Origin of the sequence: Streptomyces sp. NPDC005805 (assembly GCF_040630445.1) — a bacterium.
In the GTDB taxonomy this organism is placed as follows: domain Bacteria; phylum Actinomycetota; class Actinomycetes; order Streptomycetales; family Streptomycetaceae; genus Streptomyces.
The window spans coordinates 1-20,617 of record NZ_JBEXXN010000054.1; the positions used below are offsets into that span (position 1 = coordinate 1).

Genomic DNA, 20,617 nt, shown 5'->3' on the forward strand with positions numbered 1-20,617 from the left:
TGACCGGCGGGGTGCACCAGCTGGTTCTCCTACGGCCGGGTGCGCTAGCACCCGGCCGTTGACTTTGGCCGGGGCGGCGGGCGTCTCCGCCCCGGCCGGCCGCCGTGGTCGCGGTGCGCGCCGGCACTGGCCGGGCGCCCCGCCGCTGTCAGTGCGTCAGCGGCTGCGCGAGCAGACCCGCGCCGAGGAGGGTCAGCGCGCCACCGGTCGCGCCCTCCACGGCCCGCGTCGCGCGGGGGCGGCGCAGCCACCGGCCGAGGCCGTCGACCAGCAGGGCGACCAGCGGGAACCAGAGCAGCGCCAGCAGGACGACGATCCCGGCGAGGAGCAGGGTGCGCGGCAGCACCGCGGCCCCGGCCGGGACGAACTGCGGCAGCAGGCTCAGGAACAGCACGGGCGCCTTGGGGTTGAGGACGTTGGTCAGGAAGCCCTGCCGCAGCGCCCGGGCGGGTCCGGGCACGGGCGGGGTCGCGTCCTCGGCCCCGGTCAGGCCGTCCCGCGTACCGCGCGTCCGGAGCGCGGAGCGCAGGGCGCGTACGCCCAGCCAGAGGACGTACGCCCCGCCCGCGAGCTGGAGGGTGCGGTAGAGCGCGGGCACGGCGACGAGCACGGCCGCGAGCCCCGCGACGGCGAGGGCGGTGTGCACCAGGAGCCCGCCCGCCACCCCGACGGCCGAGGCGGCGCCGGCCCGCTGTGAGGCGAGGGCGTTGCGGACGACGACGGCGAAGTCCGCGCCGGGCACGGCGACCATGCCCGCGGCGATCGGGATGAAGGCGATGAGCTGTGCGTCCATGGCCCCAGCCTGCCCCGGCGGACCCTTTACCGTGTACTCACAGTCTGCTGGGTCTGCCGAAAGCAGTGCTTAAGCCACAGGGGGCGCCATGTACGACCCGGTCCGTCTCGCCGCGCTGGTCGCCGTCGCGGAGGACGGGTCCATCACCCGGGCCGCGGGCCGGCTCGGGTACACCGCGCCCGCGCTCTCCCAGCAGCTCGCGAAGCTGGAGCGCGAGGCGGGCGCGCCGCTGCTGGTGCGGCACCACCGGGGCACCCGGCTGACGCCCGCGGGCGAGCTGCTCGCGGAGCGCGCCCGGCGGGTGCTGGACGAACTGGACCGCGCCCGGCAGGAGCTGGCCGTGGTCGCGGGCCTGTCCGGCGGGCGGCTGCGGGTGGGCACGTTCACCACGGTCGGGGTGCATCTGCTGCCGCCGGTGCTCAGCGCGTTCCGGCGGGCGCACCCGGACGTGGAGCTGGCCGTGGCCGAGTACGAACCGCCGCGGGGGGTCGCGGCGGTGGCGCGGGGCGACGCGGACCTGGCCCTGACCCACACCTATGAGCCGGCCGAGGCGGCGGCGGTGCCGCCGGGGGTGGTGCTGGAACCGCTGCTGGTGGAGGAACTGGTCCTGATCACGGCCGCGGGGCACGCGTTGGCCGACGGGACGGGGCGGCTGCCGGTGTCGGCGCTCGCCGGGCAGCCGCTGATCAGCAGCGCGCCGTCGCATCCGCCCCGGCGCGGGGTGGAGGGGGCGCTCACGGCGGCCGGGGCGCGGTCGGCCGTGGAGTGCGAGTCGCCGGGGTACGCGCTGGTGTGCTCGCTGGTCAGCGCGGGGATCGGGGTGGCGGTGGTGCCGGAGATGGTCGCGGCGATGTCGGCGGCGCCGGTGCAGTCCCGGCGGCTGGAGCCGGCCGCGTTCCGGCGGACGATCTCGGTGGCGCACCGGGGCGTGGAGTCCGGGGCGGCGGCGCGTTCGCTGCGGGCGCTGCTGCGGGCGTCGTTCGGCAGGGCGGGGCGACCGGGACGGGCCGGCCCGGGGTGAGGGTGAGGGGTGAAGGGTGAGGGCGCGGGGGCTTCGGCGGGGGCGCGGGCGGCTTCGGCGGAGGGGGCTTCAGCAGACCGGGACGGTCCAGGGCAGCGCGATCCAGACCGTCTTGCCGCCCTCGTCGGTGGGCGTGACCGAGAGCCGGCCGCCGTACTGCGCGGTGAGGGTGCGGATGATCCCCATTCCGCGGCCGTTGTCCTGGCGCACGGCCGCGGGGAGCCTGCGCGGATGACGCGGGTGGCTGTCGGTCACCCCGATGGTGAGGCGCTCGTCGCGCTCCAGACACAGGTCGACGCGGAAGGTCGGCGACATCCCGAAGGTGTGCTGCACGGCGTTGGTGGCGAGTTCGGAGACGATCAGGCGCACGGTGTCGACCGCGTCGCTGTCGTCCGGCAGCCCCCAGGAGCGGACGGCCTCGACGGCGTGCCGGCGCGCGACGGAGACGGAGGCCGGGTCGCTCGGCAGTGTGACGGATGCTTCGTGACGGTCTGCCATGGCGCTGTCCCTTTCCCACCCGGGCCGCCCGCGGGGTCGCGGCGGTTGGCACGCGAGGGCGGCCCGCCCGGATCGCCCCGCGCCGTCAGACTGCCATCCGCGGTGGCGGCTGCGGGACGAATCCGCCCGGATCCGGAGGCAACTGTCGCTCGAAGAAGTGAACTGTGCGCCGGGAAACCGCATATGGGGGCACTCGGTGCGGGAACGCGGCGGGGTGTGCGCCCCCACGCGACCCGGACCGCGCCGGTGTGCGCCGCGGGGCCCGCCGGGCGGCGGGTCGGTCGGAGGCGGCGCCGCACCGGGGCGGCGCCGGTGCGGGTGTCCGCCTCGCGCCGGGGCCCGGGGCCGTGCCCGGCGGCGGCGCGGGCCCGCCGAGGCACCGGGCGGCGGGCAGGTGCCCGCCCAGTGCCCGGGGACGCGCAACGCGTCGGCAGGGGCCCGCCGGGACACGAGGCCGCCCCCGCCCGGGTGTCCGCACCGCGCCGGCCGGCCGGGGCACCCGCGCGGGGCGCGGCCGCCGCTCAGGCGTCGTCGCGCGGCGCCGTCGTCAGGATCGTCGACACCGCCGTGGCGAGCTGCGCGTCCGTGAGGTCCGCGCGGGCCGTGAGGCGGATGCGGGAGATGCCGTCGGGGACGGACGGCGGCCGGAAGCAGCCGACGAGCAGGCCGGCCGCCCGGCAGTCCGCCGCCCACCGGAGTGCCGCCTCCGGCGACGGCGCGCGCACGGAGACGACCGCCGCGTCCGGCCGCGCCGCCGTCAGCCCCGCCGCCGTGAGCCGGGTGTGCAGCTCCGCCGCGACCTCCCGGGCCCGGTCCGCGAGACCGGGCTCGCGGCCGAGGACGCGCAGGGCCGCCAGCGCCGCCCCCGCCGCGGCCGGGGCGAGACCGGTGTCGAAGATGAAGGTCCGCGCCGTGTTGACCAGGTGCTCGATGACGCGGGCCGGGCCGAGCACCGCGCCGCCCTGGCTGCCCAGGGACTTGGAGAGGGTGAGCGTCGCGACCGCCCCCGGCGCGCCCGCGAGCCCGGCCGCGTGCAGGGCCCCGCGTCCGCCCTCGCCGAGGACGCCCAGCCCGTGCGCGTCGTCGACGAGGAGGGCGGCGCCCGTCTCGCGGCAGACGGCGGCCAGTTCGGGCAGGGGCGCGGCGTCCCCGTCGACGGAGAAGACCGAGTCGGTGACGACGAGGGCCCGGCGGCCGGGGTGGGCGCCGAGGGTCTTGCGCACGGCCTCCGGGTCGGTGTGCGGGACGACGGCGGTCTCGGCGCGGGCGAGCCGGCAGCCGTCGACGATCGAGGCGTGGTTGCCAGCGTCCGAGGCGATCAGCCCGTCCGGGCCGCCGCTCAGCGCGGTGACGGCGGCGAGGTTGGCCGCGTAGCCGGAGGAGAGCACGAGGGCCGCCTCGAAGCCGCAGAACGCGGCGAGTTCGCGCTCCAGCTCGGCGTGGAGGGCGGTGCTGCCGGTGACCAGCCGGGACCCGGTCGCGCCCGCGCCCCAGCGTTCCGCCGCCGCGCCGGCCGCCGCGGTGACCTCGGGCCGGCGGGTCAGGCCGAGGTAGTCGTTGCTCGCGAGGTCCAGCGGCCCGGCACCCGCCTCCCGGGGCCGCAGGGTGCGCACCAGACCGGCGCGTGCCCGGCGGTGCGCCTCCTCGTCGATCCAGTCGAAGGGATCCTGCGGGGCCAGCGGCATGAGGAGTCCGGTCCTTTTGTAGGCAGCGGACAGACCCTAACCGGCCCGCGCCCTGTCCGGGATGTGGCCATGCACACACCTGAATCGAGCCCTGTTGTCGAGTTCCTCCTTGGCCGGGGCCCGTGCCGTGGGTAAGGATCAGCGCCATGGACCTGCTGAACACGCTGGTGGAGAAGGGGCTGCGGCGCGAGCTGCCGACCCGTGAAGAAGCGCTCGCCGTGCTGGCGACCTCCGACGACGATCTGCTCGATGTGGTGGCCGCGGCGGGCCGGGTGCGCCGCCAGTGGTTCGGGCGGCGGGTGAAGCTCAACTACCTGGTCAACCTCAAGTCCGGACTCTGTCCCGAGGACTGCTCGTACTGCTCCCAGCGGCTGGGGTCGAAGGCGGAGATCCTCAAGTACACCTGGCTGAAGCCCGAGCAGGCGTCCGAGGCGGCCGCCGCGGGTGTGGCCGGGGGCGCCAAGCGCGTCTGCCTGGTGGCGAGCGGGCGCGGCCCGACGGACCGGGACGTGGACCGGGTCTCGAAGACCATCGAGGCGATCAAGGAGCAGAACGAGGGCGTGGAGGTGTGCGCCTGCCTCGGGCTCCTCTCCGACGGCCAGGCCGAGCGGCTGCGCGACGCGGGCGCGGACGCGTACAACCACAACCTGAACACCTCCGAGGGCACCTACGGCGAGATCACCACCACGCACACCTACGCGGACCGCGTGGACACGGTCAACAAGGCGCACGCGGCGGGGCTGTCGGCGTGCTCCGGGCTGATCGCGGGCATGGGCGAGAGCGACGAGGACCTGGTCGACGTGGTCTACGCCCTGCGGGAGCTGGACCCGGACTCGGTGCCGGTGAACTTCCTGATCCCCTTCGAGGGGACGCCGCTGGCCAAGGAGTGGAACCTGACCCCGCAGCGGGCGCTGCGCATCCTGGCGATGGTGCGGTTCGTCTGCCCGGACGTGGAGGTCCGGCTCGCGGGCGGCCGCGAGGTGCATCTGCGCACCCTCCAGCCGCTGGCGCTGCACCTGGCGAACTCGATCTTCCTGGGCGACTACCTGACCAGTGAGGGCCAGGCGGGCAAGGCGGACCTGGAGATGATCGCGGACGCCGGCTTCGAGGTGGAGGGCACGGACACGACCACGCTGCCCGGGCACCGGACCACGGCGGGCGGCGGCGGCTGCGGTTCCGTCTGCGGTGACGGCGGCGAGGGCGGAGGCGGCGGCTGCGGCGCAGAGGCCCCGGCGGCGGAGACCGTGACGGCCGAACCGGTGGCGGCGGAGACCGTGACGGCCGAGCCCGTGGCCGGTGCGGCGCGGACCGACCTGGTCGCGGTGCGCCGCCGTGGCGCGGGGACGGACATCGCCCCCAATGCCTGACCCCGCCTCCCCCGCGGCCGGTGCCGCGTACACCCCGGACGCGCTGCTCGCCCTGGACCGGGCGCATGTGTGGCACCCGTACGGCCCGATGCCGGGCCGTACGGACCCGCTGGTCGTCGAGTCGGCGTCCGGGGTGCGGCTGCGGCTGGCCCGGGAGGTGCACGGGCAGCGGGAGCTGATCGACGGGATGGCGTCCTGGTGGTCGGCCGTGCACGGCTACAACCACCCGGTGCTGAACAAGGCGGCGACCGCCCAGCTCGGCCGGATGAGCCATGTGATGTTCGGCGGGCTCACTCATGAGCCCGCCGTCCGGCTGGCGGCCCGGCTGGTGGAGATCACCCCCGAGCCGCTGCGGCACGTCTTCCTCGCCGACTCGGGCTCGGTGTCGGTGGAGGTCGCGGTCAAGATGTGCCTCCAGTACTGGCGTTCGCTCGGCCGCCCGGAGAAGCGGCGGCTGCTGACCTGGCGCGGCGGCTACCACGGGGACACCTGGCAGCCGATGTCGGTGTGCGACCCGGAGGGCGGGATGCACGAGCTGTGGCAGGGCGTCCTGCCCCGCCAGGTCTTCGCCGACGCGCCGCCCGCCGCCTACGAGGAGACGTACGCACAGGGCCTGCGGGACCTGATCGCGGCGCACGCGGACGAGACGGCGGCGGTGATCGTCGAGCCGGTGGTGCAGGGCGCGGGCGGGATGCGCTTCCACTCCCCCGCGTATCTGCGGGTGCTGCGCGAGGCGTGCGACGAGCACGGGGTGCTGCTGGTCTTCGACGAGATCGCGACCGGGTTCGGGCGCACGGGCGAGCTGTTCGCGGCGGACCACGCAGGGGTCTCGCCGGATGTGATGTGCCTGGGGAAGGCCCTGACCGGCGGCTATCTGACGATGGCGGCGACGCTGTGCACGGCGCGGGTGGCGGACGGGATCTCGCGGGGCGAGGTGCCGGTGCTGGCCCACGGGCCGACCTTCATGGGCAACCCGCTGGCCGCGGCCGTGGCCTGTGCCTCGATCGATCTGCTGCTGGGTCAGGACTGGCGGCAGGAGGTCAAGCGGCTGGAGGCGGGCCTGCGCGAGGGGCTGGCCCCGGCCCGGGAGCTGCCGGGCGTGGTGGACGTACGCGTCCTCGGCGCGATCGGGGTCGTCCAGCTCGACCACGCGGTGGACATGGCGGCGGCCACGGCCGCGGCGGTGCGCGAGGGGGTCTGGGTACGGCCGTTCCGCGATCTGGTGTACGTGATGCCGCCGTATGTCACCGGGGACGAGGACCTAGCGCGCGTCTGCCGGGCGGTGTGCGCGGCGGCGCAGGCGGGGTAGCGGACGGGGAGCCTCCGGCTCCGGGGCCCGCCGCGCCGGGGGCGTCCGGCTCCCGGGGGCAGGACGCGGGGCCTCGGGTCGCCGGGGCCTCGGGGCTCGGACCTCGGGTCGCCGGGGCCTCGGGCTCCGGAACATCGATGAGCAACGGGAACAGAAAGCGACAGCGCACCATGCCAGTGATCGTCGTGTCCGGTACGGGAACCGGGATCGGCAAGACCGTGGTCACCGCGGCCGTCGCCGCCCTCGCCGCCGCGGGCGGCCGGTCCGTCGCCGTGCTGAAGCCGGCGCAGACCGGGGTCGCCGCCGGTGAGCCGGGCGACGCGGCCGAGGCCGCGCGCCTGGCCGGTCCCGTCACCACCGCCGAACTGGCCCGGTTCCCCGAGCCGTTGGCCCCGGCGACGGCCGCGCGGCGGGCCGGTCTGCCCCCGGTCGGGCCGGACCGGGTCGCGGAGGCGGCCGGGAAGCTGGCCGCCGAGCACGACCTGGTGCTCGTCGAGGGCGCGGGCGGACTGCTGGTGCGCCTCGACGACACGGGCGGCACCCTCGCGGACGCGGCGGCGCTCCTCGGCGCGCCCGTCCTGGTCGTCGCCGCGGCCGGGCTCGGCACCCTCAACGCGACCGCGCTGACCGCCGAGGCGCTGCGCACGCGAGGGCTGGAGCAGCTCGGCGTGGTCGTCGGGAGCTGGCCGGACGCGCCGGATCTGGCGGCCAGATGCAATCTGGCGGACCTCCCCGAGGCGGCGGGCGCGCCCCTGCTGGGCGCCGTCCCGGAGGGCGCGGGCGCGCTGGCGCCCGCCGCGTTCCGGCGGGCGGCCGCCGACTGGTTCGCCCCGGCCCTCGGGGGCCGCTGGGACGCGTCCGCCTTCGCCACGGCCCACCGGCCCCCGGCCGCCCCCTGAGGCCCGGGCCGCCGCGCAGGGTGTGTGCCGCCGGCCGCCGCCCGATGCCAGGTCCGCCGGACACGACCTAGGGTGAGCGCATGCGCGCGCGTCTCGACGAGATCGTCTTCGACTGCCACGACCCCGCCCGCCTCGTCCGCTTCTGGGCGGCCCTGGTCGGCGGCGACCCGGTGGACCGCTCCCCGGACTGGTCCTACGTGGACCCGCCCGGCTGGGCGCGCCTCGCCTTCCAGCGCGTCCCCGAGGGCAAGGCCGCCAAGAACCGGCTGCACCTGGACCTCGACGCGGGGGACGTGGACACCGCGGCCGACGAGGCCGTCCGGCTGGGGGCGCTGCGCGTCGGTGCCGTCGTCACGGACGACCACGGCCGCTTCCAGGTGCTGACGGACCCGGAGGGCAACGAGTTCTGCTTCGTCGCGGGCCACGACACGGGCGAGGGCGCGGGGAACGACGCGGCTCCTTGACTTCCGCTCCCTGCCCTAAAGGGCGGGGATTCCTACCACGGTCGGCTGACCGTCTCGGTGGGTTCCTGTTTCTTGGCGCTGTGCCGGGACGAGTCCCGGTCTTACCCGTGCTCCGCAGGCTGGCACCGCCAGTCCGGCGGCCTTGGCGACGTTGACCGCCGCGTTGATGTCCCGGTCGAGGACGGCCCCGCACACCCTGCACTCCCGCACACGGACGTGGAGGGGCTTGGGGCCGTCGTTGACGCCGCACTGCGAACACACCTGGGAGGTCGGCTCGAACCGGTCGATCTTGATGAGGGTGCGCCCGTACCGGGCGGCCTTGTACTCCAGCATGCTCACGAACGCCGACCACCCGGCGTCGTGGACGGACTTGGCCATGCGCGTGCGGGCGAGTCCCTTGACCGCCAGGTCCTCAACGGCAACCGCTTGGTTCTCACGGATGATTTTCGTTGAGAGCTGGTGGTGGAACTCGCGCCGAGCATCGGCCACCCTCGCGTGAGCGCGGGCGACCTTGATGCGGGCCTTGGCCCTGTTGCTGGAACCCTTCGCCTTCCGGCTGAGGTTCTGCTGCGCCTTCTTGAGCTTCTTCTCGGCCCGGCGCAGGAAGCGCGGGCTGTCGATCTTCGTGCCGTCGGAGAGGATCGCGAAGTGGGACAGGCCCAGGTCGATACCGACTTCGGCGGCTGCCTCGGGCAGGGTCTCGTCCGGCTCGCTCTCTACGACGAACGAGCAGAAGTACCGTCCCGCAGCGTCCTTGATCACCGTCACCGTTGACGGGGCGGACGGCAGAGCACGGGACCACTTCACCCGTACGTCGCCGACCTTCGGCAACGACAGGTCTCCGCCCGTCGTGATCTTCCAGCGGGCATTCGCGGTGAACCGCACGGCCTGCCGGTTGTCCTTGCGACTCTTGAACCGGGGTGCGCCCATCTCGGGGCGCTTGCCCTTGAGGCCGTCGAAGAAGTTCCGGTAGGCGGTGTCCAGGTCCCTGAGGGACTGCTGGAGTACCACGGCGGAGACCTCGCTCAACCAGGCCCGTTCCTCGGTCCTCTTCGCCTCGGTGAGCCGCTTGCCCAGCTCGGCGGAGGTGACGACTGGCAGCCCGGCGGCGCGGGCGTCCTCACGGACGCGAAGCGCGTCATTGAAGACGACCCGTGCGCACCCGAACGCCCTGGCCAGCGCCGAGCGCTGCGGACCGTTCGGGTACATCCGGAAGGAGTACCTGAGCTGCATGCCGATCAGCGTACTACAGTTGGTTTATGGCTGAGTATCAGAACATCCGCACTGGTAGACACTGCACGTTCGCCCTTCATGCGCACTTGGTTTTCGTGACGAAGTACCGGCACAAGGTCTTCAACAGCGCGCACCTGACGCGCATGGAAGAGATCATGCGGGCGGTCTGCGCCGACTTCGAGTGCGAGCTGGTCGAGTTCAACGGCGAGAACAACCACGTCCATCTGCTGGTGAACTTCCCGCCGAAGGTGGCCCTGTCGAAACTGGTCAACAGCTTGAAGGGCGTCAGCTCCCGCAGGCTCCGCCAGGAGTACCCGGAGCTGGTCCGGCACTACTGGCGGGCTCAGCGGTTGTGGTCCGGCTCGTACTTCGCCGGGTCGGTCGGCGGGGCCCCGCTGTCGATCGTCCGCCAGTACATCGAGCAGCAGAATCGTCCGCTGTGACCTGCGGGTCAGAGCACTTCTGAGAATCACTTCACCACCGGGCCAAAGCCCGGTGCACTGCGATTAGTCCCAGTAGCGAGTCGGCCGGAGAGGGTGGGCGGCGCGCTCGGTGGGGAGAATGGCCCTGACCGGCTGCGCCCCTCCGAGGAGGTCCCCCCATGGTCCCGCGCTCCGCGAAGGTGTCCGGTGACGCCGTCAGCCACCCGCTCTTCGCCCGTCTCTACGCACGGTTCAGCGTCTCCGCCGACCTCAAGGGCGGGATCGCCGCCTACCGCGCGGAACTTCTGACCGGGCTGTCCGGGCGGGTCATCGAGATCGGGGCGGGCAACGGCCTGAACTTCGCGCACTATCCCCCGGCCGTCAGCGAGGTGGTCGCCCTGGAACCGGAACGCATCCTGCGCCGCGCCGCGGTCGAGGCGGCCGTGCGCGCGGACGTCCCGGTGGACGTGGTGCCGGGCACGGCGGAGGCCCTGCCGGTCAAGAGCGAGGCGTTCGACGCGGCGGTGGCGTCACTGGTGCTGTGCTCGGTGCGGGACGTGGACCGGGCGCTGGCCGAGATCCGGCGGGTGCTCCGGCCGGGCGGCGAACTCCGCTTCTTCGAGCACGGCGTGGCGGCCACGCCCGGTCTGGCCCGCACCCAGCGCGCGCTGGACCGGACGGTGTGGCCGCGTCTCTTCGGCGGCTGCCACACCGCGCGGGACACGGTCGCGGCGATCGAGGCGGCGGGCTTCGAACTCGGTGCGTACCGCAGGCTGCGCATCCCCGAGACGGGCCCGCGCCTGCCGACCTCCCCCTGCGTCATCGGCACGGCCCGCCGCCCGGCCGGCGCCTGAGCCGACGCCCCGTCGCACTCCCGTCCCCCTCCCGTCGCCTGCCGTCCCGCGCGCCGCGGACCGTCCCGCACCGTGGAATCCGTTGGCAGGACGCGCCCGGCCCGTGTTTGGCTCCCGGCCATGAACGGCACCGACACCCCGACCACCCGGTCCCCGGCGGAGGGCCCCGCCGGCGGGCCCCGCATCCGTACCGCCGTCGCGTCCGACGCCGAGGCCGTGCTCGCCTTCTGGCGGACCGCCGCCGAGGGCACCAGCATCACCGACGACCTCGACGGCGTCACCCGCCTGATCGCCCGTGACCCCGAGGCCCTGATCCTCGCCGAGGCGGACGGGATCCTGGTGGGCTCGGTCATCGCGGGCTGGGACGGCTGGCGCTGCTCCCTCTACCGGCTCGCCGTGCTGCCGTCCCACCGCCGCCGGGGCATCGCGGCCACACTGCTCCGGGCGGCGGAGCGCCGTTTCGCCGCCGTGGGCGGGCGGCGCGGCGACGCGATGGTGCTGGAGGCCAATGAACGCGCCCGGCACGCCTGGGCGGCGGCCGGCTACCACCGGGAGGACCACTGGCGGCGCTGGGTCAAGCCGTACGTGTGAGACGGACGTGTGGGACCGACGTGTGGGACCGACGTGCCGCGATCGGACACCGGGCAGGGCGGACGTATGGCGTCCCCCGGAAGCGGACAGAAGGACGCTTACGATGAGGGCGTTCCGGCCCCTCCCCGTACGAAAGGTGTGAGCGTCCGCGCATGGGCGAGCCTCCCCACCGGACCGGGCCCGAGCCCCGTCCCACCCGTCGAACGCCGGCCCCCGACCCCGTCCCGGCACGTCCGGGCCACCGGACGGAGGCGGTCCGATGACCGAAGTGGGCCTGCTTCTGGTGGCCGTCCTGCTGTCGCTCGCCTGCGGGGCCTTCGTCGCGGCGGAGTTCTCGCTCACCACCGTCGAACGCGGTGAGCTGGAGCGCGCCGCCGAGCGCGGCGAACGGGGTGCGGCGAGCGCGCTGAAGGCCGTGCGGAGTCTGACCTTCCAGCTCTCCGGCGCGCAGCTCGGCATCACCGTCACCAATCTGGTCGTCGGCATGCTCGCCGAGCCGTCGATCGCCCAGCTGATCCGGGGCCCGGTCGAGGACCTGGGCCTCGCGCCGTCGGTGGCCTCCTCGGTGGCGCTGGTCCTCGGGACCGCCCTGTCCACGGTGGTGCTGATGGTCGTCGGCGAACTGGTGCCGAAGAACTGGGCGATCTCCTCGCCGCTGGCCGTCGGGAAGGTGGTCGCCACGCCGCAGCGGGTGTTCACCGCCGCGTTCCGGCCGCTGATCGCGCATCTGAACGCCGCGGCCAACCGCATCGTGACCCGGCTGGGCATGGAGCCCACCGAGGAGCTGGCGTCCGCGCGCAGCCCCAAGGAGCTGGTCGCCCTCGCCCGCCACTCGGCGAAGGAGGGCGCGCTGGAGGCCGACACCGCCGAGCTGTTCGTCCGCACCCTCAACCTGGCCGAACTCACCGCGGAGAACGTGATGACGCCCCGCGTGCAGGTGATGGCCCTCGATGTCCAGGCGACCGCCGAGGACGTCGCCAACGCCACCCGGGCGACCGGCCTGTCGCGTTTCCCCGTCTACCGGGGCGGTCTCGACACGGTGGTGGGCATCGCGCACATCAAGGACGTGCTCACCGTCCCGGCCGCCGAGCGGACCCGGCTGCCGGTGACCGACATGCTGCGCGAGCCGGTCCTCGTCCCCGAGTCGCTGACCGTGGACCGGCTGCTGGACCGGCTGTCGGGGCGTTCCGCGATGGCCGTGGTCATCGACGAGTACGGCGGGACGGCGGGGGTGGTGACCCTGGAGGACATCGTGGAGGAGGTCGTGGGCGAGGTGCGGGACGAGCACGACCCGCACGAGACCCCCGACCTGGCGCGGGCGGGTGAGGACGCCGACGGGCGCCGGCTCTGGTCGGCGGACGGCGCGGCCCGGACCGACCAGTTGGCGACGATCGGGCTGCGGGTGCCGGACGGGCCCTACGAGACCCTGGCCGGGGTGGTGGCCACGGAACTGGGCCGTATCCCGGCCGAGGGCGACAGCGTCGACGTGGCGGGCTGGCGGCTGGACGTGGTGGACGCGACGGGGCGGCGGGCCGCGCGGGTGCTGATGCACGAGCCGCCGGAGGGGTCCGCGCCGGCCGGGGGTGACGGCACGCCCGGGGACGACGGCGACGGCGACGGCGACGGCGACGGCGGGAACGGCGGCGACACGGCCGGGGAGGCGGGCCGGTGATCGCGATCCAGCTCGCCATCGGTCTGCTGACCCTGGTGGCCAACGCCTTCTTCGTCGGCGCCGAGTTCGCCCTGATCTCGGTGCGCCGCGACCAGGTCGAGCCCGAGGCCCAGGCCGGGAACAAGCGGGCGCACAGCGTCCTGTGGGGCCTGGAGCACGTCTCGGCGCTGCTCGCCGCCGCGCAGCTCGGCATCACCCTGTGCACCCTGGTCCTCGGCATCGTCGCCGAACCGGCCATCGCCCATCTGCTGGAACCCCTCTTCGACGCGGTCGGGGTGCCGCACGGGCTGGTGCACGCGCTGTCGTTCGTCATCGCGCTGGCCGTCGCCACGTATCTGCACATGCTGCTGGGCGAGATGGTGCCGAAGAACATCGCGCTCGCCGAGCCGCAGCGGACCGCGCTGCTCCTCGGCCCGCCGCTGGTCGCGCTGGCCCGCGCGCTGCGGCCGGTCATCTTCACCATCAACGCGCTGGCGAACGGGCTGCTGAAGCTGCTGCGGGTGGAGCCCAGGGACGAGGTCGCGGCGACCTTCTCCGACGACGAACTCGCCACGCTGGTGCAGGACTCGGGCGAGGCCGGTCTGCTGGACGACCGCTCGGCCGAGCGGCTGCGCGACGCGCTGGAGCTGGGCCGCCGGCCGGTGCGGGACGTGGTGCGGCCGGTGGAGCAGGTGGTGTACGCGAAGGCGGGCACGACACCGGAGCAGCTGGAGCGGCTGTCGGCCGAGTCCGGCTTCTCGCGCTTCCCGGTGATCGACCCGGGCCGCCGGATCCTGGGCTATCTGCACGTCAAGGACGCGCTGGACGCGCAGCCGCGCGATCTGCCGTTCCCGGTCTCGGCGATGCGGCCGATCGCCCGCGTCCGGGCGACGACCCCCCTGGACGACGTCCTGACCGCGATGCGCCGCAGCCGCACCCACCTCGCGGCCGTCCTCGACGAACGGGGGCGGCCGGAGGGTCTGGTGACGATGGAGGACATCCTCCGCGAACTGGTGGGCCGCCCGGAGCGGTGAGCACGGCGGGCGCCGCCGCCCCGGGGCGGCGGGCGTGGGCACGGGCCCGCTACGGGTTCCCGTGAACCCGCGCGGGCTGCACGTGGCGTGCGCGCGCCGCCGGGGCGGCCCCGCCAGGCACCCGCCACATCCGGGGCATGGTCTCGTGGGCCCCTGCGGGGTGCGCGCCCCGCTGTGTCGTCACGGGCGGGTGCAGCGGCAGCCCCGCCCGTGAGCGCTGCGGGCGTGCCCGCGCTGAGTGGGCCGGGCGCGGGCGCCGCCCGGCGCCGTGAGCACACCGCCCGCGGGGGCCGAGCGCTCCAGGGCGGCGGGCGTGGGCCCTACACGGGTCCACGCCTGTCAGCCCGCGGGCCGACACGTGGCGTGCGTGCCCCGCTGTGGCGGCCCTGCCCAAGCCACCCGGGCACGTCCGGGCCCGGCCCAGGGGTGCAGCGGCAGCCGGGCTCGTGAGCGCGGCAGGCTCACGCACCTGGGGGACGCCGGTCGCCGGGCCGCCCGGCCCCCGTGAGCGCGGCGCGGCTCAGAACGCGGTCGCCGCGCGCCACGCGGCGAGCAGGGGCCGGTCGCCCGTGACCGTGATGCCCGGGTCGCCGGGCGCCCGGCGGCCGTAGACGAGGAGCAGGAGGTCCGCCGCGTCCGCCGTGACCTCCGCCGCCGGGCGGTCGGCGGCGGACGGGTGGTCGTGGGACACCGGCGGGCCCGCGGGCCGGTTCGGCGTCCAGGCGAAGCCGTCCGGGCCGAAGGAGATCGTCCACACGGCGCCCGAGTCGCGGGCCGACAACAGGAGCGACCCGGCGGGCAGTTCCGCGACCGGGCCCGCGAGGTGCGGCAGCAGGGGGAGGTTCTCCAGGAACTCCTCGATCCCGTCGGCCGCCGTGCCCGGCTCGATCACCGGGTCGGCGCCGAGCGCCAGTTCCGCGTCGGCGAGGTGGACGACCGCCTCGAACAACAGCCGTCGCGGATAGTGCGCCACGCGCTGGTCCGCGCCGCAGGACCACATCGGGGTGTCCGGGTCGGCCTTGCGGAGCACCGCCAGGGAGGCGTCCGCTGCGCGGGCGAGCCAGTCCGGGAGGCCGGACGGGTCGTCCGGGAGGTCGAGGGGGACGTCCCGGGCCCATACCCGCTCCGCCGCGCGGATGCGGACCGTGTGGGCAGCCCACCGGTGCGTGGTGCCGTGGTGGCGGACCAGGTCGGCGACGGTCCAGCCGGGGCAGGTGGGCACGGGCGCGGCCGGGTCGGCGTCACGGGCCAGGGCGGTGAGGCGGCGGACCAGGTGCTCGATCTCGTCGCAGTACCGCTCGTGCTGGTCGTCGTCGAGGCCGAAGCCCTCCGGCACCCGCAGCAGGGCCGACCGCGCCGGGCCCGCGGGCTGCCGGGCGGCCGCGTCGCGGAACAGGCGCGCGAGGCGCGTCCGGCCGGCCGGGGACAGCCGGTCCAGGACCGCGCCGGCGTCCTCCAGCCACCGCACCGCGATGTCCGGATCGAGCTCCTCCTCGTCGCTCGCGTCGATCGAGGCCACCACCCCGGCCAGCGCCTCGGCCAGCGCGTTCAGCAGTGCGTCGCTCACAGCTCGCTCCCCTTCCCCGGTACGGAACCGAGGGACCCTACCGCGCGGTACGATCGCTGCGCCATGGAGATGAATGCCACCTACACCAGTTTTGTCGCGGTCGGCGACTCGTTCACCGAGGGCATGTCCGACCGGCTGCCCGACGGGACGTACCGCGGCTGGGCGGACCTGCTCGCGGCCCGGCTGGCGGGCCGCGCCCCGGGGTTCCGCTACGCCAACCTCGCGGTCCGCGGGAAGCTCATCGGGCAGATCGTGGACGAGCAGGTGGACCTCGCCGCCGGGATGAAGGCGGACCTGGTCACCCTGGTCGGCGGGCTGAACGACACCCTGCGCCCGTCCTGCGACATGGGGCGGGTGCGCGGGCTGCTGGAAGAGGCGGTGGCACGGCTCGCCCCCACCTGCACCACCCTGGTGCTGATGCGCTCCCCGGGCCGCCAGGGGCCGGTGCTGCAACGTTTCCGCCCGCGCATGGAGGAGCTGTTCGCGCATGTGGACGCCCTCGCGGCGGAGTACGGCGCCCTCGTCGTCGACCTGTACGGGTCGCCCGCCCTGGGCGACCAGCGGATGTGGGACGTGGACCGGCTGCATCTGACCTCCGAGGGGCACCGCCGGGTGGCGGAGGCGGTCTGGCAGACCCTGGGCCTGGACGCCGAGGACGACTGGCGGGCGCCGCTGCCGCCGGGCGCCCCGGCCCGGTGGGCGGCCCGGCGCGCGGCGGACCTGCGGTTCGCCCGGCAGCACCTCGGCCCGTGGATCGGGCGCCGGCTGACCGGCCGCTCCTCGGGCGACGGCCTGCCCGCCAAGCGCCCCGAGCTGCTGCCGTACGAGCCGCCGCGGCCGTGACGGGCCCCGCGCCGCCCGGGAGGTGTCCGGCGGATCAGGGCCGGACACCTCCTCGCCGGGCGGCACGGCTCTCGTAGCAAGGCACAACCGGGACCGCGGGTCTGGCCAGCGGAAACCACCAGTAGAATCCGGACACGTGACTGCTGTGTCTGCGAAGCCTCGCATCCCCAATGTCCTGGCCGGCCGCTATGCCTCCACGGAGCTTGCCGTCCTCTGGTCCCCCGAGGAGAAGGTCAGGCTGGAGCGCCGGCTCTGGCTGGCGGTGCTGCGCGCCCAGAAGGACCTCGGGATCGACGTCCCGGACACGGCCCTCGCCGACTACGAGCGCGTGCTCGACCAGGTCGACCTGGCGTCGATCGCGGAGCGCGAGAAGGTCACCCGGCACGATGTGAAGGCCCGTATCGAGGAGTTCAACGCCCTCGCCGGGCATGAGCACGTCCACAAGGGCATGACCTCCCGGGACCTCACCGAGAACGTGGAGCAGCTCCAGATCCGGCTCTCCCTGGAGCTGGTGCGCGACCGCACGGTGGCGGTGCTGGCCCGGCTCGGGAAGCTGTCGGGCGAGTACGCGGAGCTGGTCATGGCCGGCCGCTCGCACAATGTGGCCGCGCAGGCCACCACCCTGGGCAAGCGCTTCGCCACGGCCGCCGACGAACTGCTGGTCGCCTACGGCCGGCTGGAGGACCTGCTCGGCCGCTACCCGCTGCGCGGGATCAAGGGCCCGGTGGGCACCGCCCAGGACATGTTGGACCTGCTCGGGGGCGACGCGGAGAAGCTGGCCGAGCTGGAGCGGCGGATCGCGGGCCACCTCGGTTTCGCGCACGCCTTCACCTCGGTGGGCCAGGTCTACCCCCGGTCCCTGGACTACGACGTGGTCTCCGCGCTGGTGCAGCTCGCCGCCGCGCCGTCGTCGGTCGCCAAGACGGTCCGGCTGATGGCCGGCCACGAGCTGGTGACCGAGGGCTTCAAGCCGGGCCAGGTCGGCTCCTCGGCGATGCCGCACAAGATGAACACCCGCTCCTGCGAGCGCGTCAACGGCCTGATGGTGATCCTGCGCGGCTACGCCTCGATGACCGGCGAGCTGGCGGGCGACCAGTGGAACGAGGGCGACGTCTCCTGCTCGGTGGTCCGCCGGGTCGCGCTGCCGGACGCGTTCTTCGCCTTCGACGGCCTGCTGGAGACCTTCCTGACCGTGCTCGACGAGTTCGGCGCGTTCCCGGCGGTCGTCTCCCGCGAGCTGGACCGGTACCTCCCGTTCCTCGCCACCACCAAGGTCCTGATGGGCGCGGTGCGCGCCGGGGTGGGCCGGGAGGTGGCGCACGAGGCGATCAAGGAGCACGCGGTGGCCTCCGCGCTGGCGATGCGGGAGCAGGGCGCGGAGCGCAACGAGCTCCTGGACAAGCTGGCGGCGGACGAGCGCATTCCGCTGGACCGGGCCGCGCTGGACGCGCTGATGGCGGACAAGCTCTCGTTCACCGGCGCGGCGGCCGGCCAGGTCGCGGCCGTGCTGGCGCGGATCGACGAGATCGTCAAGCAGCACCCGGAGGCGGCCGGCTACGCGCCCGGGGCGATCCTCTGACCCGCTTCACCGCCGCCGAACTGGAGGCCGCCCGCGACCGGCTGGTGCCGGACGTGGTCGCGGACGGCCTGCGGGTGCTGTTCTGCGGGATCAACCCCGGGCTGATGACGGCGGCGACGGGCCACCACTTCGCCCGTCCGGGAAACCGCTTCTGGCCGGTGCTGCACCGGTCCGGCTTCACCCCGGAGCTGCTGAAGCCGTCAGAGCAGGACCGGCTCCCGGGGCTGGGTCTGGGCATCACCAACGTGGTGGCGAGGGCGACGGCGCGGGCGGACGAGCTGAGCGCGGCGGAGTACCGCGAGGGCGGCCGGCTGCTGGTGGCCAAGGTGGAGCGGCTGCGGCCGCGCTGGCTCGCGGTCGTCGGGATCACCGCGTACCGGACGGCGTTCCAGGAGCGGACGGCGGCGGTCGGCCCGCAGGAGCGGAGCATCGGCGGGACGCGGATCTGGGTCCTGCCGAATCCCAGCGGGCTCAACGCGCACTGGACGGTGGAGACGATGGCGGAGGCGTTCGCGGAGCTGCGCACGGCGGCGTCCCGGACGCCGGACCGCACGGCGTAGCGCGGGGCGGGCCCCGGACGGCGGCCCGCCCCACCGAGCCGGGCCCGGCCCCACCTCTCGGCGCGGCAACGAGTACCATCCGGCAGGAACGCACGACCGGGAGGACGGACTGTGGGGCGGCTGACCGGCGGAGATCCCTCACTGCTGCGGCGCATCAACTCCGCGGTGGTGCTCCACTCCCTGCGGGCGGCGGACTCCCCCACCCTCACCGATCTGACCCGGATCACCGGGCTGTCGCGGCCGACCGTCGAAGGGGTGGTGGAAGGTCTGGTGGAGGCCGGGCTGGTGGTGGAGAGCGTCCCCGAGGAGGGTGGCGCCCGCCGTCAGGGCAGGCCCGCGCGGCGCTACCGGTTCCGGGCCGAGGCCGGTCATCTGCTGGGCGTGGAGATCGGCCCGCACCGGGTCGCCGCCCTGCTGTCGGGGCTGGACGGGCGGATCATCGGCGCCGGGACCCGTGAGGTGTCGGAGGCGGCGAGCGCGGACGACCGGCTGGAGAAGGTGCGCGGCGCCGTCGCGGACGTGCTGCGGCGCACCGGGGTGCCGCGCGGCAATCTGCGGGCGGTGGGCGTGGGTTCGCCGGGGATCGTGGAGGCGGACGGCACCGTGCGGCTGTCGACCGCGCTGCCGGGCTGGACCGGGCTGCCGCTCGGCGACCGTCTGCGGCGCTCCTTCCGCTGCCCCGTCCTGGTGGAGAACGACGCGAACGCGGCGGCCGTCGCCGAGCACTGGAAGGGCGCCGGGACGGACTCGGACGACATCGTGTTCGTGATGGCGGGCCTGAGCCCGGGGGCGGGTTCACTGATCGGCGGGCGGCTGCACCGCGGCTTCGGCGGCGCGGCCGGGGAGATCGGGGCGCTGCATCTGCTGGGCCGGGACGTGACCCCGGAGAAGCTGCTGTCCACGACGGACGAGCCCCTGCACCCCCTGGACGAGCACGCGGTCGCCGAGGTGTTCGCGCTGGCCCGGAGCGGCGACGAGCGGGCCCGCGCGGCCGTGGAGCGGTTCATCCAGCGGCTGGTGCACGATGTGGCCGCCCTGGTGCTGGCCCTCGACCCCGAACTGGTGGTGATCGGCGGCTGGGCGGCCGGTCTGGACGGCGTACTGGCGCCGGTGCAGCGGGAGTTGTCGCGCTACTGCCTGCGCCCGCCGAGGGTGGCGCTCTCCCTGCTGGGCGAGGCGGCGGTGGCCACGGGGGCGCTGCGCCTCGCGCTGGACCATGTGGAGGAGCAGTTGTTCGCCGTGGAGGGCACGGTCACGGCCCGCCGCTGACGCCCCGCCCGTGCGGCGGGGCGCACGGCGGGTCAGGAGGCGCGGCGCTGCTCCTCGTGGCTGATCTCCAGGTCTCCCTGGGCCCCGAAGGTCAGCCGGCAGGTGTCGGCGCGGTAGGTGGCGACCGAGACCGCCGCGGTCCGCCCGCCGGCGAAGTAGCGGGTGGTCACGACCAGGACCGGGGCACCGGGCAGCCGGTCGAGTTCCTTGGCGTCCACCGCTCCGGCGGAGCCCAGCTCGACGGCGCGGTCCTGGCCCTCGGGCTCCAGGCGGGCCAGCTCGCGCAGGACGCCACGGGCGAGGGCGGGGCCGGAGGGGGCGTCGATCGCGGGCAGGGCGGGCACGGAGGCGGCCGGCACGTACAGCAGCTCGGCGGCGACGGGCTGGTCGTGGCCCTTGCGCACCCGGCGCACCACATGGGTGCGCTCGTCGGGCTCGGTGCCGAGGTGGGCGGCGACGGCGGCGGGCGGCACGGCGACGGTGCACTCGGTGGGCTGCCAGGCGTGCTGGTCGGCGCCGGGCCAGTCGGAGCGGGAGGCGGAGACGTCCACGCCCACGCGCGGGGGCGCGACCGTGGTGCCGACGCCCCGGCGGCGCTGGAGGCGGCCCTCCAGCTCCAGTTGCTCCAGGGCCTGCCGCAGGGTGGCGCGGGCGACGCCGAACCGGGCGGCGAGGTCACGCTCGTTGGGCAGGATCTCGCCGACCGCGAAGTCCGTGTCGAGTGCTTCGGAAAGCACGGTCTTGAGGTGCCAGTACTTGGGCTCCGGCACCGTTTCGAGCTGCGTGGTCCCCACCCTGATCCTCCGCAATCGCCGTGTCCACGGCGGGTTTTCCGTGCCCTTGTTTATTAAAGGTTCCTTCACTAACCCCTGCGACCATAGAACCGCCCTCCCCCTTGGTCAAGACCAATCCTGCCCTCGTCACCGTGGGGAACCATATGACTTCGCAGAGCGTTCACAGGGATGTCGTATCGGGGCC

General features: G+C 74.9%; 20 protein-coding genes. 14 read left to right on the forward strand and 6 right to left on the reverse strand.

What is annotated here, in order from left to right:
* Positions 1-148 precede the first annotated feature (148 nt).
* On the reverse strand, positions 149-793 hold the full coding sequence (locus tag ABZ457_RS24445; protein ID WP_359160931.1) for a LysE family translocator: 645 nt from the start codon (positions 791-793) through the stop codon (positions 149-151).
* Positions 794-881: 88 nt separating this feature from the next.
* Here ABZ457_RS24445 and ABZ457_RS24450 point away from each other — a divergent pair, with 88 nt between their 5' ends.
* Positions 882-1,814 carry a LysR family transcriptional regulator gene (locus ABZ457_RS24450; RefSeq protein ID WP_359160934.1) on the forward strand — a complete coding sequence of 311 codons (933 nt, stop codon included), beginning with the start codon at positions 882-884 and terminating at the stop codon, positions 1,812-1,814.
* 69 nt (positions 1,815-1,883) lie between these two features.
* On the opposite strand, the gene ABZ457_RS24455 is transcribed toward ABZ457_RS24450, so the two are convergent.
* Positions 1,884-2,312, reverse strand: coding sequence for an ATP-binding protein (locus ABZ457_RS24455; RefSeq protein WP_359160937.1), 429 nt, complete (start codon positions 2,310-2,312; stop codon positions 1,884-1,886).
* 521 nt (positions 2,313-2,833) lie between these two features.
* Positions 2,834-3,997, reverse strand: coding sequence for an 8-amino-7-oxononanoate synthase (locus ABZ457_RS24460; protein WP_359160940.1), 1,164 nt, complete (start codon positions 3,995-3,997; stop codon positions 2,834-2,836).
* A gap of 146 nt (positions 3,998-4,143) precedes the next feature.
* On the opposite strand from ABZ457_RS24460, the gene bioB reads away from it, so the two are divergent.
* The 4 genes from bioB (at position 4,144) to ABZ457_RS24480 (ending at position 8,036) form a co-directional block, all read left to right on the forward strand.
* Positions 4,144-5,364, forward strand: a complete 1,221-nt coding sequence (gene bioB / locus ABZ457_RS24465) for a biotin synthase BioB (RefSeq protein WP_359160943.1) — start codon at positions 4,144-4,146, stop codon at positions 5,362-5,364.
* Positions 5,357-6,673, forward strand: a complete 1,317-nt coding sequence (locus tag ABZ457_RS24470; protein ID WP_359160946.1) for an adenosylmethionine--8-amino-7-oxononanoate transaminase — start codon at positions 5,357-5,359, stop codon at positions 6,671-6,673. The genes bioB and ABZ457_RS24470 overlap by 8 nt, the downstream gene beginning before the upstream one ends.
* Before the next feature lie 170 nt (positions 6,674-6,843).
* Positions 6,844-7,572, forward strand: a complete 729-nt coding sequence (gene bioD, locus ABZ457_RS24475; protein WP_359160949.1) for a dethiobiotin synthase — start codon at positions 6,844-6,846, stop codon at positions 7,570-7,572.
* An 80-nt stretch (positions 7,573-7,652) separates the two neighbouring features.
* The gene (locus ABZ457_RS24480) at positions 7,653-8,036 is read left to right on the forward strand and encodes a VOC family protein (protein WP_359160952.1); all 384 of its coding nucleotides are present in this window, start codon (positions 7,653-7,655) and stop codon (positions 8,034-8,036) included.
* A 15-nt stretch (positions 8,037-8,051) separates the two neighbouring features.
* Here the strand turns inward: ABZ457_RS24480 and ABZ457_RS24485 are convergent, their stop codons facing one another.
* Entirely contained in the window at positions 8,052-9,269 is a 1,218-nt protein-coding gene (locus ABZ457_RS24485) for an RNA-guided endonuclease TnpB family protein (protein ID WP_359160955.1), read from the reverse strand.
* A 26-nt stretch (positions 9,270-9,295) separates the two neighbouring features.
* On the opposite strand from ABZ457_RS24485, the gene tnpA reads away from it, so the two are divergent.
* The 5 genes from tnpA to ABZ457_RS24510 all read left to right on the forward strand — a co-directional run bounded on the left by tnpA (position 9,296) and on the right by ABZ457_RS24510 (position 13,821).
* Complete coding sequence (gene tnpA / locus ABZ457_RS24490; RefSeq protein WP_359160958.1) at positions 9,296-9,712, forward strand: IS200/IS605 family transposase; 417 nt, start codon at positions 9,296-9,298, stop codon at positions 9,710-9,712.
* A gap of 158 nt (positions 9,713-9,870) precedes the next feature.
* Complete coding sequence (locus tag ABZ457_RS24495) at positions 9,871-10,545, forward strand: class I SAM-dependent methyltransferase (RefSeq protein ID WP_359160961.1); 675 nt, start codon at positions 9,871-9,873, stop codon at positions 10,543-10,545.
* 120 nt (positions 10,546-10,665) lie between these two features.
* Positions 10,666-11,136: a GNAT family N-acetyltransferase gene (locus ABZ457_RS24500; protein WP_359160964.1), complete on the forward strand. Its 471-nt coding sequence runs from the start codon at positions 10,666-10,668 to the stop codon at positions 11,134-11,136.
* Between the two features lie 259 nt (positions 11,137-11,395).
* Positions 11,396-12,808, forward strand: a complete 1,413-nt coding sequence (locus tag ABZ457_RS24505) for a hemolysin family protein (RefSeq protein ID WP_359160967.1) — start codon at positions 11,396-11,398, stop codon at positions 12,806-12,808.
* On the forward strand, positions 12,805-13,821 hold the full coding sequence (locus tag ABZ457_RS24510; RefSeq protein ID WP_359160970.1) for a hemolysin family protein: 1,017 nt from the start codon (positions 12,805-12,807) through the stop codon (positions 13,819-13,821). The genes ABZ457_RS24505 and ABZ457_RS24510 overlap by 4 nt, the downstream gene beginning before the upstream one ends.
* A gap of 520 nt (positions 13,822-14,341) precedes the next feature.
* Here ABZ457_RS24510 and ABZ457_RS24515 read toward each other — a convergent pair.
* Positions 14,342-15,388: a maleylpyruvate isomerase family mycothiol-dependent enzyme gene (locus tag ABZ457_RS24515; protein WP_359160973.1), complete on the reverse strand. Its 1,047-nt coding sequence runs from the start codon at positions 15,386-15,388 to the stop codon at positions 14,342-14,344.
* A gap of 63 nt (positions 15,389-15,451) precedes the next feature.
* Between ABZ457_RS24515 and ABZ457_RS24520 the strand changes: the two genes are divergently transcribed.
* The 4 genes from ABZ457_RS24520 (at position 15,452) to ABZ457_RS24535 (ending at position 19,639) form a co-directional block, all read left to right on the forward strand.
* Positions 15,452-16,231, forward strand: a complete 780-nt coding sequence (locus ABZ457_RS24520) for an SGNH/GDSL hydrolase family protein (protein WP_359160976.1) — start codon at positions 15,452-15,454, stop codon at positions 16,229-16,231.
* A 136-nt stretch (positions 16,232-16,367) separates the two neighbouring features.
* Positions 16,368-17,810 carry an adenylosuccinate lyase gene (gene purB, locus ABZ457_RS24525; protein WP_359160979.1) on the forward strand — a complete coding sequence of 481 codons (1,443 nt, stop codon included), beginning with the start codon at positions 16,368-16,370 and terminating at the stop codon, positions 17,808-17,810.
* Positions 17,807-18,370, forward strand: coding sequence for a G/U mismatch-specific DNA glycosylase (gene mug, locus ABZ457_RS24530; protein WP_359161064.1), 564 nt, complete (start codon positions 17,807-17,809; stop codon positions 18,368-18,370). The genes purB and mug overlap by 4 nt, the downstream gene beginning before the upstream one ends.
* Positions 18,371-18,481: 111 nt before the next feature.
* On the forward strand, positions 18,482-19,639 hold the full coding sequence (locus ABZ457_RS24535; RefSeq protein ID WP_359160982.1) for an ROK family transcriptional regulator: 1,158 nt from the start codon (positions 18,482-18,484) through the stop codon (positions 19,637-19,639).
* 32 nt (positions 19,640-19,671) lie between these two features.
* Here ABZ457_RS24535 and ABZ457_RS24540 read toward each other — a convergent pair whose 3' ends face one another.
* Positions 19,672-20,433 carry a GntR family transcriptional regulator gene (locus tag ABZ457_RS24540; protein ID WP_359160985.1) on the reverse strand — a complete coding sequence of 254 codons (762 nt, stop codon included), beginning with the start codon at positions 20,431-20,433 and terminating at the stop codon, positions 19,672-19,674.
* Positions 20,434-20,617: the final 184 nt, after the last annotated feature.

Coding starts and splice junctions, on each gene's coding strand:
- ABZ457_RS24445 (WP_359160931.1), bottom strand. CDS start 793: ATGGACGCACAGCTCATCGCCTTCATCCCGATCGCCGCGGGCATGGTC.
- ABZ457_RS24450 (WP_359160934.1), top strand. CDS start 882: ATGTACGACCCGGTCCGTCTCGCCGCGCTGGTCGCCGTCGCGGAGGAC.
- ABZ457_RS24455 (WP_359160937.1), bottom strand. CDS start 2,312: ATGGCAGACCGTCACGAAGCATCCGTCACACTGCCGAGCGACCCGGCC.
- ABZ457_RS24460 (WP_359160940.1), bottom strand. CDS start 3,997: ATGCCGCTGGCCCCGCAGGATCCCTTCGACTGGATCGACGAGGAGGCG.
- bioB (WP_359160943.1), top strand. CDS start 4,144: ATGGACCTGCTGAACACGCTGGTGGAGAAGGGGCTGCGGCGCGAGCTG.
- ABZ457_RS24470 (WP_359160946.1), top strand. CDS start 5,357: ATGCCTGACCCCGCCTCCCCCGCGGCCGGTGCCGCGTACACCCCGGAC.
- bioD (WP_359160949.1), top strand. CDS start 6,844: ATGCCAGTGATCGTCGTGTCCGGTACGGGAACCGGGATCGGCAAGACC.
- ABZ457_RS24480 (WP_359160952.1), top strand. CDS start 7,653: ATGCGCGCGCGTCTCGACGAGATCGTCTTCGACTGCCACGACCCCGCC.
- ABZ457_RS24485 (WP_359160955.1), bottom strand. CDS start 9,269: ATGCAGCTCAGGTACTCCTTCCGGATGTACCCGAACGGTCCGCAGCGC.
- tnpA (WP_359160958.1), top strand. CDS start 9,296: ATGGCTGAGTATCAGAACATCCGCACTGGTAGACACTGCACGTTCGCC.
- ABZ457_RS24495 (WP_359160961.1), top strand. CDS start 9,871: ATGGTCCCGCGCTCCGCGAAGGTGTCCGGTGACGCCGTCAGCCACCCG.
- ABZ457_RS24500 (WP_359160964.1), top strand. CDS start 10,666: ATGAACGGCACCGACACCCCGACCACCCGGTCCCCGGCGGAGGGCCCC.
- ABZ457_RS24505 (WP_359160967.1), top strand. CDS start 11,396: ATGACCGAAGTGGGCCTGCTTCTGGTGGCCGTCCTGCTGTCGCTCGCC.
- ABZ457_RS24520 (WP_359160976.1), top strand. CDS start 15,452: ATGGAGATGAATGCCACCTACACCAGTTTTGTCGCGGTCGGCGACTCG.